Source organism: Paenibacillus taihuensis, assembly GCF_003386535.1.
In the GTDB taxonomy this organism is placed as follows: Bacteria; Bacillota; Bacilli; order Paenibacillales; family Paenibacillaceae; genus Paenibacillus_Z; species Paenibacillus_Z taihuensis.
Window position 1 is genome coordinate 1 of sequence record NZ_QTTN01000025.1, and the last position, 11,558, is coordinate 11,558.

An 11,558-nucleotide genomic window follows, 5' to 3' on the forward strand; every position below is an offset into this window, starting at 1 on the left:
TGCCGTTCATGTTTGTAGACATTTCCTGCGCTCAAGAGACGATGAACCCCCGTCTGATGTTGAAGCACTGATTCGAAGAAACGTTTTGCCGATTCGCCCGATTCGACCAGGGCAGCAGAATACGCGCAAAACACGCTATAAATCATCTGTAAGCTTCGTCTACAGAGTAGCATAAATCGGTTCGAATGAACATTTTTTAAGCGGATTGTCTATCCGCTTGTTTGCTGTACACTTTTTTCAGACTGCACCAAAAAAACAAACGGCACAGGGGTTTCCCTCATGCCATTTTGGATTCCATTTCTATTCTCGGTCAATGTCATTGAGTTAACTTAATGACATTGCCCCTCGGGGTTGCCTTTTTTTTCATGTCTTTATTTTAGAATCGTCCAGACTGTTCCTCTGCATAATTGCCGATAAACGGCAGTTTGTACCGCTTGCCCTGCAAAGCAAGGAGCATTAATGCAATCCATAATATAAATGACAGCGGAGCAAGCAAAATCCCAAGCAGCCAACCGATAAACGGGATGAAGCCGAGCACAATATTGAGGACACACAGAACCACGGAGACCAGTATGGACTGCATCGCGTGGAACTTAACGAATGTACTTTTCTTCTCGAGCACGAGAAACAGAATGCCCGTTACGAAGCTGCCCAAATAACAGAGCAGGCCAACCACTTTAGGATCGATCCCCTTGGATGAAGGATCAGTTCCGAATGCTTGCATATGGATGCTCACCCTCCTTTTACTAGGTATGTATTCCGGCAAAATGCAAACTATGCAGGCCGTAATACAATTGTTAAATTGGGCTAGTTTTGACAATCGAAACTTGTTAACCAATTGTAACTTTCGCATCAGAAATATCGTTTAAAATAACGAAGCTTGCGTTTAAATATGATTGGTACAGAATAGGAGCGTTACAATACATCATGATTAAGCGAAAAAGAACACGCTTGTATAAATGGTTGACAGCGGTGCTCGTCGTGTTGGTGCTTGCAGGGACAGCTGGTTATTACAACCGCAATGCCCTGGCGATGTGGGGATTCGACCTATTCTTGTCGGACAATGTGAAGAAGAAGCTGGAGAACTCGTATAAGCCGATTGAAGGACATACCCCGGAGCCGACGGCATACAAGAAGGAAGAGCCGTTCTCCATGTTGCTCCTCGGCGTGGACCAGCGGGGGAAGGAAGTTGGCCGATCCGATACGATGATTTACACGGTCGTAAGGCCGGTCGATGGCGCCATTCTGATGGTGTCCATTCCTCGCGATACTTACGTCGATATCGTCGGTAAAACAACGAAGACCGGCAATCAATGGCAGGACAAAATTACCCATGCGTATGCGTTCGGCGGCGCGAAAATGTCGGTAGAAACTACCGAGAAGTTGTTTGGCTCGCGGGTCGATCATTATGCTACAATTAATTTTACCGGCTTTCGCGAGGTCATTGATGCGATGGGCGGCATTTCGCTGCCGATTACAGAGGATCTCGTCAATGATGATCCCGATCATGAGAAGTTCGTTGTGAAGGCCGGCAAACCGTTGTACAACGGCACAGAAGCGCTCAATTATGTCCGTTACCGCGAAGATGCGGGCGGAGACACGAGCCGTGCCGGACGTCATCAAATTTTCTTGAACGCGATTATGAACAAGGCGTCGAAAGTCGGCCAGTGGACGAAGATTCCCGAACTTATTGATATTATGGGCCAAAATTTCTCGACCGACCTGACGCCGCAGCATATGATCGATTTGACGAAAAGTATGCTGCAAAGCGATCAACGCACGATTTACAGCCATACGCTAAAGGGTGAAGGTCATCGCAAGAAGGCAGGCGGCGCGTGGTATTATTTTGCCGACGATGACGACTTGGCGAAGACTGAAGCACTTATCAAAGCGTGGCTGGATCCGGCGAAGACAAAAGAAATGCTGCCGCTTCCGGAGGAATATCAGCAAAAGGTTAAGAAGCCGGTGCAGTCGCTTTCCGCGACCCAATCGAAAACTACAGCAGATAAGAAATAACGGCAAGTAGCAGCCCAGAGCTCTTCGTGCAAAAGGAATGAAGAAGAAGGGACGGGTAGTCAAACATGAACATTGCATTTTTCCTATTGCCCAAGCAGGAAGTTGTATGGCTGACAATGGACGCCACGCTCAGGCAGACATTAGAACGAATGGAGCATCACCGGTATACGGCCGTTCCGATTCTAGACGATAAAGGCGGCTACGCAGGGACGCTTACGGAGGGCGACCTCCTCTGGTATATGAAGAACAACCCGCAGGTCTCATTCGATCAGACGAACAAAGTGAAGCTGTCGGAGGTGCAGATGCGGCTGATGAATCGCGCTGTGCAGATCGACGCGAATATGGAAGACCTCGTCTCGCTTGCGAAAGTACAGAACTTCGTGCCTGTCGTCGACGATATGAATCGGTTCATCGGCATCGTACGCCGGAGCGACATCATTGATTACTGCGAAGCACTAATCGTTCAATCATCCGCACAATCGAATAAGGAAATGGCTGCTGGCTAATGGAAAATCGCCGTCCTCTACACATGGGGGCGGCGTTTTGCTAGTCAACTGGGATACCCTGGCTGGACAACGTCCCCTGTGTTGCCGCAAAAGTTTTATGCTATAATGGGGAGTAAAGCTTAAGGGTCGTACTAGTAACTTGCAAGAGGTGAACAGCTTGAAAACCGGCTTAAAGTCGATCTTATGGAGCGTTGCGGCGCTGCTGCTTCTGCTCTCCATTGCGGTACCCGGATTGAACACGTTAGCGGCTGCGGTCATGATGGTTCCGACTGTTATTCTATACACGATGTTGTCTAAACGGGCCTTCACACTGCATATGACTGCTGTATATGGAATTGGCGTTCTTATACTCGGGCTTCCTGCATTGATTGTCGGGCTGTTTTTTCTCATTCCTTCCATTGTGATGGGGCACTATTACCGCATCGGCGCATCGGCACGCAAAGTGCTGACAGCGACCGTGCTGACATTGCTCGCCGAGCTGCTGCTCGAGCTTGTCATGTTCGATGTGCTGTTCGATTTCTCGCTGCTGCGCGAAATTCGTAAAATGATTACAACGACGACAGAAAACTTGCGGGCTGACGGGCTTATGCCGAGCGTCTGGTCTGCGGAAGTAACAGAAACGTACGTCCAATACTTGATTCACTCCATACCGATGGCCTTCATTACGGTATCCTTCTTACTCGCTGTTATCGCACATGCGATTGCCGCTCCTGCGCTGCGTTCGTCCGGTCTGTCGATCGCCAAGCTGCAGAAAGCGAGAGAATGGCGTTTGCCGCGAATCTTCGTCTTCTACTACCTGATTGCGCTTCTGGCGGATTTGATTACGCCGGATAAAGGAACGTCCTTCATGACGGTCGTGCTGCTGAATCTGATTCCGCTTATGCAAATCGCTTTTACGATTCAAGCGATGGGATTGTTCTTCTATATTGCCCATGAGCGAAAGTGGAACAAGGCGGTACCAGTGCTCTTGTCCGTGCTGGTTGCGATTTTCCTCCATCCGCTTAGCTTAATAGGGGTATTCGATGCCGCATTCCCCATTCGAAAAGCGTTTAAGAAATCGTAACTACAGGGGCGTGTAGAGGATGCCGAAGTTTCTAATCAAACGATGGCACGGCATGCACCATCTGTGGGCATTCGTGCTAATGATTCTATTAACGGTGACGCTCGCCGCGTACGAGTGGAAGCTTGGCATTATCGGGCTTGTGTTATCAGGCGCCGTCGGCTTCTACTCCGTTATGGCGGAGCGGGCTTTTCGCCGGGATTTGAAGGTGTATCTCGGGACGTTATCGTACCGGGTGAAAAAAGCAGGCAGAGAGGTTATCAGCGATCTGCCGCTGGGCATTATTCTGTACAACGAGGATAAGACGGTCGAGTGGCATAACTCTTTCGTCACGCACATGCTCGACAAGGAGTCCGTCGTCGGCGAGTCGCTGGACGATCTGTTCCCGTCTCTGTCGCAGGCGAAGGAGCGGGAAGGCACGGTGGAAGCGGTCATTGGCCATTCCGTCTATGAGCTTATGTTCCGCATCGACGAGCGATTGCTCTATATCCGTGATATTACGCAGCGCTGGCAGCTCGCGAAGCGCTATGAGGATGAGAAGGTGGCGCTGGGCATCGTCATGATGGATAACCTCGAAGAGGTTACGCAAGGCATGGACGACCAGCAGCGCAGTTCGCTGATGTCGAAGGCAACAGCGGAGATTACGGAGTGGGCGAATAAGTTCCACGTATACTTAAAGCGGCTTACCTCGGACCGTTACCTCGTGATTACGGATCAGAAGACGCTGAAGCAGCTGGAGCTGTCGCGTTTCGTCCTGCTGGATGAAGTGCGGGAGATTACGGCCGAAAATAAAATTCCGATGACGCTGAGCATCGGATTTGCATCAGGGGCAGAGAGCATTGTCGAGCTCGGCCACTGGACGCAGACGAGTCTCGATTATGCGCTTGGCCGCGGCGGCGACCAGGCGGCCGTAAAGCTGGGACAGCGCCAATCGTTCTATGGCGGCAAGTCCAATGCGGTTGAGAAGCGGACCCGCGTCCGCGCACGTGTTGTGGCGCATGCACTGCGCGACTTGATCCGCGACAGCGACCGCGTCGTCATTATGGGCCACAAGATGCCCGATATGGATGCAATTGGGGCTGCCATCGGCGTGCTGAAAGCTGCTACAATGTACAGCAAGGAAGCGTACATCGTGCTGGAAGGCGTCAATCCTTCCATACAGAAGATGATGGAGATGCTGCGCGAGGATGAGCGAATCGCGAAGCGGTTTATATCGCCGGAGCAGGCGCAGGTACTCATTACGAGCAACACGCTCGTCGTTGTCGTCGATACGCATAAGGCGTCGATGGTGAAGGAGCCGAAGCTCCTGACGCAGACGGACAAAATCGTCGTCGTCGACCACCATCGCCGCGGCGAAGAGTTTATTACAGGTGCAATTCTCGTTTATATGGAGCCGTATGCGTCTTCGACGTGCGAGCTCATTACCGAGCTGCTCCAATATATCCACGACCGCGTGCTGCTGGACGTCAGAGAGGCGACATCGCTGCTCGCGGGTATTACAGTCGATACGAAGAGCTTCTCGCTCCGTACCGGCTCCAGAACGTTTGAGGCGGCTTCGTTCCTGCGTCGTCATGGGGCGGATTCAGCACTCATCCAGCGGATGATGAAAGAGGATCTCGCCGAGTACATCAAGAAGGCCGAGATGATCAAGCAAGCCGAGATCGTCTACGATCATATTGCGATTGCAGTCACGGAGCAAGGCCGCCAGTATACGCAGCTCTTAATTGCGCAGACGGCGGATACGCTCCTCAACATGACCGACGTGCTTGCCTCGTTCGTTATTGGCGAGCGTCCCGATGGTCTGATCGGGGTTAGCGCAAGATCGCTCGGGCATATGAATGTGCAGATTGTCATGGAACGCATGGGCGGCGGAGGTCATCTGACGAATGCCGCAGCTCAGCAAGATGGTACAGTCATAGAAGTTGCGCAGCGTCTCAAGCAGGTGCTGCATGATCTTGATAAGGAAGAGGGGTTATTCGAATGAAAGTAATTTTTCTGCAAGACGTGAAAGGGCAAGGCAAGAAGGGTGAGGTTAAAGACTTGTCAGAGGGCTATGTCCGTAATTTCCTATTCCCGAAAAATCTGGCAAAGCCTGCTTCGGATGGCAACTTGAAGACACTTGACCAGCAAAACATCGCCGAGAAGAGAAAGAAAGACAAAGAGAAGGAAGATGCGCAAGCACTTGCTGCTCGTTTGGAGGAAATGAAAGTGGTCGTGAAGACACGCGCTGGCGAAGGCGGTCGTCTATTCGGCGCAATTACAAGCAAACAAATCGCGGAGGCGCTTGAAGGCCTCGGCGTTAAGATTGATAAACGCAAAATCGAACTGGAAGAGCCGATCCGCACACTTGGCGTAACACAAGTGCCTGTGAAGCTGCATCCAGAAGTAAAAGCGAAGTTGAGTGTCCATGCAGCAGAAGAATAATAAGCGATTCATCAAGGGGGAAGCAAACGACCAGATGAGTGACGAGCAGCTGATGTTTGACCGAGTACCGCCGCAGAACATGGAAGCAGAGCAAGCGGTGCTCGGTGCAGTTCTTTTGCAGACGGAAGCGTTAATAACTTCGATGGAGCGGGTGAAGAGCGAAGACTTCTATCTGCCTTCGCATCAGCTGATCTTTGAAGCGATGGTTCAGCTCGGTGAAGCGAGTCAGCCCATCGATTTGGTTACCCTTACTGCTTATTTGCAGGACCATCAGCAGTTGGAGGAGATCGGCGGGGTCAGCTACTTGGCGAAGCTCGCCAATTCGGTTCCGACTGCAGCGAACGTGGATTACTACGCGCAAATCGTAGAAGAGAAGTCGATGCTCCGCCGTTTGATTCGGACAGCGACGAATATCGTCTCGAATGGTTATGCAGCGGCAGAAGATGTCGGCAGTTTGCTGAGCGAAGCGGAATCGCGGATCTTGGAAATTTCGAATCTGAGATCAAGCAGCGGCTTCATCTCTATTCGTGACGTACTCATGGAAGTGTTCGAGAAGGTAGAGTTCCTCTATACGAACAAAGGGGGCTCGAGCGGTATTCCGTCCGGTTTCACCGACCTCGACAAGATGACGGCCGGCTTCCAACGAAGCGACTTGATTATTATCGCGGCCCGTCCTTCCGTAGGTAAGACGGCGTTTGCCCTGAACGTGGCGCAGAACGTCGGCGTCCGTGCCAAAGAGACCGTTGCCATCTTCTCGCTCGAGATGTCCGCCGCTCAGCTCGTACAACGTATGATCTGTGCGGAATCGAATGTTGATGCAGGGCGTATGCGTACAGGGTATTTGGAAGGCGACGATTGGGAAAAGCTAACGATGGCGATTGGTTCACTGAGTGAAGCACAGATCTACATCGATGATACGCCGGGTATTACCGTTGCGGACATTCGCGCGAAGTGCCGCCGGTTGAAGAAAGAGCGCGGTCTTGGCATGATTCTGATCGACTACTTGCAGCTCATTTCAGGGCGAGGCAAGGCAGGCGAGAACCGTCAGCAGGAAGTATCCGAAATTTCCCGTACACTGAAGCAAATCGCGCGTGAGCTCGAAGTGCCGGTTATTGCACTTTCGCAGCTGAGCCGGGGCGTTGAGCAGCGGCAGGACAAGCGTCCGATGATGTCTGACCTTCGGGAATCCGGTTCCATCGAGCAAGATGCCGACATCGTAGCGTTCCTCTACCGGGACGATTACTACGATAAGGAATCCGAGAAGAAGAATATTATCGAGATCATTATTGCTAAGCAGCGTAACGGCCCGGTTGGTACGGTCGAGCTGGCGTTCCTTAAAAGCTTCAATAAGTTTGTCGGACTAGACCGTACGCACCAGGAGCCTGGACAGGCCTCCTAACGTCCACGATTTAGCACCGATAACGACCCTTCTGAAATTCCGAACGATTGTGTGACGTCTACCACAATCGTTCGGAATTTCGTTGACTTTACAGGGGGGGACTGCTACACTTAACATGCTGCCAACAACTGGCGGCCATTTTAGTCATGTTAGTCGTGCACTTGCAAAACTTGTAATGGGGGTATAACCATGTCAACGGTAGTAGTAGTCGGTACCCAATGGGGAGACGAAGGCAAAGGGAAAATTACCGACTTTCTGGCGGATGGTGCTGATGTTGTAGCGCGTTACCAAGGTGGCAACAACGCTGGCCATACGATCATGATCGGCAATAAAAAATATAAGCTTACCATGATTCCATCCGGAATCTTCAATGAGAATAAAGTATGCGTCATCGGTAACGGCATGGTCATCAACCCAGCTGCCCTGATCGACGAAATTAACTATATCCATGATAATGGCTTCTCGTCAGAGAACCTGAAGATCAGTGACCGTGCGCATCTGATCATGCCTTATCACCTTGTGCTGGACGGACTTGAAGAAGAGCGCAAGGGCGATAACAAGATCGGTACAACGCGCAAAGGCATTGGCCCTTGCTACATGGACAAGGCTGCTCGTAACGGCATCCGCGTCGCGGACCTGATGGATGCAGAAGAGTTCGAAACGAAGCTGCGCCGTCTGGTGGCAGAGAAGAACCAAGTGATCGAGCAAGTTTACGGCGGCGAGAAGCTGAACGCAGACGAAATCCTGGAACAATACCTTGCCCATGCCGAGATTCTTCGTCCATACGTAACGGATACTTCGGTCGTTCTGAACGATGCGATCGACTCGAACAAGAAAGTGCTGTTCGAAGGCGCACAAGGCGTTATGCTTGATATCGACCAAGGTACGTATCCATACGTAACCTCTTCGAACCCGACAGCTGGCGGCGTATGTATCGGCTCCGGCGTTGGCCCTTCGAAGATCCAACAAGTTATCGGCGTTGCGAAAGCATACACGACTCGTGTTGGCGACGGTCCATTCCCAACAGAGCTGAGCAATGAAACAGGCGACCTGATCCGTGAAAAGGGTCACGAGTACGGTACGGTTACAGGCCGTCCGCGCCGTGTTGGCTGGTTCGATACGGTTGTCGTCCGCCATGCACGCCGTGTAAGCGGCATTACGGGCTTGTCGTTGAACTCGCTCGACGTGCTGTCCGGTCTTGAAACGGTGAAAATTTGCACGGGCTACAAGCTGCGCGGCGAAGTCATCGAGCACTACCCAGCGAGCCTCAAGCTCATCTCCGAATGCGAAGCGGTCTATGAAGAGCTTCCAGGCTGGAGCGAAGATATCTCGAACGCGAAGACGCTCGAGGATTTGCCGGAGAATACACGCCGTTATGTAGAGCGCGTATCTGAACTGACAGGCATTCCGATTGCGATCTTCTCGGTTGGACGTAATCGCGAGCAGACGAATCCGGTTGTGCCGATCTACGTATAAGAATGGAATGCATAGAGGATAGCGACTTCAATGTCGCTGTCCTTTTTCTTTTTGCCAGAAATGATGAATGGTTCCCGGAAAGGGGGGAAATACTAAGAAGTATGGGCAAAATGCCCCTTCAAGGGAGGGTGAATGAAATGTGGAAATTATCGAAAATAGGTGGATGGCTCGCCAAGACAATCGCTGTGGCGCTCCTGGTCAGTTTCTTGTCGATTTGGACGACCGGATATATCGTCAATAGTTATGTGGAGACGCTGCTCAAGCAGTTTAATATACCACTTGATGAGAAGCCGTTCGCGCTAAGCGGCGTGTGGGGAGAGCTGTGGGGAGCTGATCCAGCGGTGAAGTCGAAAGGCGGTACTTCGGCGGATTCAGGCTCCGGTTCGAGTACGAATTCGAGTACAAGCTCGGGGTCGGATAAGACACAGACGAACAGCAGCGATGGCAAGGATGAGCCTGACTCGGTGGATGCGTTCAATCAACAGCCATCGGGCGAGCTGAGCGATATCGGGGGAGGCACAGGTCCGAAAGGCAACAGCAGTGCGGCCGGTTCCGATACGAACACAGATCATTCCCAGACGCAGTCGCAGGAAAGTGCCGATGCATCCCAAGATGAAGTGGCGATGACGACGGATCAACTTAATGAAGCGAAATCGCAAATCAGCGATGCAGATAAAGAGAAACTGTTCAGCGTGATGATGCAGAAGCTGCCGCAAGAGACGTGGCAGACGATCTCGAAGCTGATGGAGGGCGGGCTTACGGACAGCGAAATGACGCAGGTGCAGCAGCTGATGGCGCAGCATTTGGACCGGAATGAATATGATGAAATGCTGTCAATTCTGAGCAAATATTAATATTACTTAAAGGCCGTTTGGTTGAACCCATATATTGCGTTATGTTAAAGTATAACTCGTAGCCTGACAATGGACGATTTTGTTGTCGAAAACGATCAATTTTACGAAACATATCGCGAAATAAGGAGACGAATATGGCCTTTTTTAATGATAAGGGTCGATTCCGGAAGCTGATTCAATCTATCCGGGGCGATAGACCCGTTAGCGCGCATGGACATGCTGATGCGGCAAACGAAGGGAATACGGTGCAGCGGATGCTGCGCAAGAAGCCGTTCATCGCTGCAGTCAGTGGAGTGGCATTGCTTGCGATTGTCGGATTTACCGGCACACAATATGTGAAAGCTCATACAGTAGATTTTGTTGAAGTATATCAGAACGGCTCGCTTATTGGTGAGGTGAAGTCGCAGGATCAAGTCGCTGACCTCATTACCCGTAAGAAGCAGGAAATAGCGGCAAGCAACAAAGATGTTACGATGGTCCTCGAAACGGGTAAGATCACGTTTGGGGCTAAAAGCGCTTACAAAGCCGAGCCGGACACAGCGGCTACACTGTCGAAGCTTGAAGGCATGTTCGCTTCTCACGCTGAAGGCTTTGAGCTGGTCGTGAACGGAAAGCGTGTCGGTGTCGTAAAAGACAAAGCGACGGCAAGCGCGCTGCTGAAGCGGGTGCAGAACAAGTACACGCCGCAAGTGAAGGCAGGCAAGGCAGAAGTAACGGCATTGTCGTATTCTGCCGATGGCAGCTTGAAGTCGAAGACGGCGCTTAAATCGGTGAAGATTGTCGAAGATGTCGCAGTTAAAGAGGCGGAAGTACAGCCGACGGACATTGCAGATCCGGAGCAACTTTATCTGCAGATTATTAAGGGAACTGTAAAGCCGACGAAGTATACCGTACAAGATGGCGATTGTGTTGGATGTATTGCGCAGAAATTCGACATATCCCCTCAGGTTATTTATGAGCGGAACAAGTGGATCAAGGACGATATGATCAAAGTTGGCGACGTACTTGATCTGACTGTACTTAAACCGCAAGTGACTGTCCAGACGGTAGAGAACGTGACGGAAACGGAATCGATCGATCCGATCACGGTCGTGCAGAAGAACAGCAACATGAAGGCAGGTCAGCAAAAGGTTATTCGCGAAGGGCAAAGCGGGAAGAAGCAGCTTGTGTATCGCCTCGTGAAGCAGAACGGCTATCTGATGAGCGAGGAGCTTATCAGTGAGGTCGTGCTGGAGCCTTCCGTTCCGGCGATTGTGATGAAGGGCACGAAAGTGGTGCTGAATGAAGGCAGCGGACGTTTCTCATGGCCGGTTACTGGTCATCGCTTGACGAGCTATTTCGGCCAGCGCTGGGGAGCGCTTCACCGCGGGGTTGATATGGTCGGCAACCATAATATTATGGCTGCGGATAATGGAACAGTTACGTTCGTCGGGCAGCGTCCAGGACTCGGCAACTGCATCATTATCAATCATAACAATGGCTACGAGACGTACTATGGCCACTTGAGCAAGTTTAAAGTGAAGAAGGGCCAGACCGTCGAGCAAGGACAAAGCATTGGCGTAATGGGTAACACGGGCCACTCCTTCGGTACGCATCTGCACTTTGAAGTTCATAAGAACGGCGTTCTGCAGAACCCGTTGAAATATCTATAATTGAGCGTTGAGGACACCACCTGATAGGGATATCGGGTGGTGTTTTTTGGGTATGAAGGATAAGCTGCAATTGCCGACAAGTTATGACCAAATCTCCCCTGATATGAGGGAACTTTCATTGGGAACTGCTGTCCTACCTATGTTAAAATAGATAGAGATTGCATAAGCGAC

General features: G+C 51.2%; 10 protein-coding genes. 9 read left to right on the top strand and 1 reads right to left on the bottom strand.

Going from position 1 to position 11,558, the window contains the following annotated elements; translation table 11 throughout:
• Positions 1-376: 376 nt before the first annotated feature.
• A complete protein-coding gene (locus A8990_RS19355; protein WP_181909676.1) occupies positions 377-724 on the bottom strand; it encodes a DUF4870 domain-containing protein in 348 nt (115 codons plus the stop codon).
• A 203-nt stretch (positions 725-927) separates the two neighbouring features.
• On the opposite strand from A8990_RS19355, the gene A8990_RS19360 reads away from it, so the two are divergent.
• From A8990_RS19360 to A8990_RS19400, 9 genes are all read left to right on the top strand, one after another.
• Complete coding sequence (locus tag A8990_RS19360) at positions 928-2,016, top strand: LCP family protein (protein WP_116190699.1); 1,089 nt, start codon at positions 928-930, stop codon at positions 2,014-2,016.
• 65 nt (positions 2,017-2,081) lie between these two features.
• Positions 2,082-2,522, top strand: a complete 441-nt coding sequence (locus A8990_RS19365) for a CBS domain-containing protein (protein ID WP_116190700.1) — start codon at positions 2,082-2,084, stop codon at positions 2,520-2,522.
• Positions 2,523-2,670: 148 nt separating this feature from the next.
• Positions 2,671-3,585, top strand: a complete 915-nt coding sequence (locus tag A8990_RS19370; RefSeq protein WP_245996110.1) for a DUF2232 domain-containing protein — start codon at positions 2,671-2,673, stop codon at positions 3,583-3,585.
• A 19-nt stretch (positions 3,586-3,604) separates the two neighbouring features.
• Positions 3,605-5,566, top strand: a complete 1,962-nt coding sequence (locus tag A8990_RS19375; protein ID WP_116190702.1) for a DHH family phosphoesterase — start codon at positions 3,605-3,607, stop codon at positions 5,564-5,566.
• Positions 5,563-6,006 carry a 50S ribosomal protein L9 gene (gene rplI, locus A8990_RS19380; protein ID WP_116190703.1) on the top strand — a complete coding sequence of 148 codons (444 nt, stop codon included), beginning with the start codon at positions 5,563-5,565 and terminating at the stop codon, positions 6,004-6,006. Before A8990_RS19375 ends, rplI begins: the two co-directional genes overlap by 4 nt.
• Before the next feature lie 34 nt (positions 6,007-6,040).
• Positions 6,041-7,405 (top strand): replicative DNA helicase, encoded by a 1,365-nt coding sequence (gene dnaB, locus A8990_RS19385; RefSeq protein WP_116190789.1) that lies wholly within the window; start codon positions 6,041-6,043, stop codon positions 7,403-7,405.
• 189 nt (positions 7,406-7,594) lie between these two features.
• Positions 7,595-8,881, top strand: a complete 1,287-nt coding sequence (locus tag A8990_RS19390; RefSeq protein WP_116190704.1) for an adenylosuccinate synthase — start codon at positions 7,595-7,597, stop codon at positions 8,879-8,881.
• A 137-nt stretch (positions 8,882-9,018) separates the two neighbouring features.
• On the top strand, positions 9,019-9,735 hold the full coding sequence (locus tag A8990_RS19395; protein WP_116190705.1) for a hypothetical protein: 717 nt from the start codon (positions 9,019-9,021) through the stop codon (positions 9,733-9,735).
• Between the two features lie 134 nt (positions 9,736-9,869).
• A complete protein-coding gene (locus tag A8990_RS19400; RefSeq protein WP_116190706.1) occupies positions 9,870-11,387 on the top strand; it encodes a M23 family metallopeptidase in 1,518 nt (505 codons plus the stop codon).
• Positions 11,388-11,558 lie beyond the last annotated feature (171 nt).

What these genes read in the sequence shown, in the direction of transcription:
- A8990_RS19360 (WP_116190699.1), top strand. Translation starts at nt 928, where the DNA reads ATGATTAAGCGAAAAAGAACACGCTTGTATAAATGGTTGACAGCGGTG.
- A8990_RS19395 (WP_116190705.1), top strand. Translation starts at nt 9,019, where the DNA reads ATGTGGAAATTATCGAAAATAGGTGGATGGCTCGCCAAGACAATCGCT.
- A8990_RS19355 (WP_181909676.1), bottom strand. Translation starts at nt 724, where the DNA reads ATGCAAGCATTCGGAACTGATCCTTCATCCAAGGGGATCGATCCTAAA.
- rplI (WP_116190703.1), top strand. Translation starts at nt 5,563, where the DNA reads ATGAAAGTAATTTTTCTGCAAGACGTGAAAGGGCAAGGCAAGAAGGGT.
- A8990_RS19400 (WP_116190706.1), top strand. Translation starts at nt 9,870, where the DNA reads ATGGCCTTTTTTAATGATAAGGGTCGATTCCGGAAGCTGATTCAATCT.
- A8990_RS19375 (WP_116190702.1), top strand. Translation starts at nt 3,605, where the DNA reads ATGCCGAAGTTTCTAATCAAACGATGGCACGGCATGCACCATCTGTGG.
- A8990_RS19390 (WP_116190704.1), top strand. Translation starts at nt 7,595, where the DNA reads ATGTCAACGGTAGTAGTAGTCGGTACCCAATGGGGAGACGAAGGCAAA.
- A8990_RS19365 (WP_116190700.1), top strand. Translation starts at nt 2,082, where the DNA reads ATGAACATTGCATTTTTCCTATTGCCCAAGCAGGAAGTTGTATGGCTG.
- dnaB (WP_116190789.1), top strand. Translation starts at nt 6,041, where the DNA reads ATGAGTGACGAGCAGCTGATGTTTGACCGAGTACCGCCGCAGAACATG.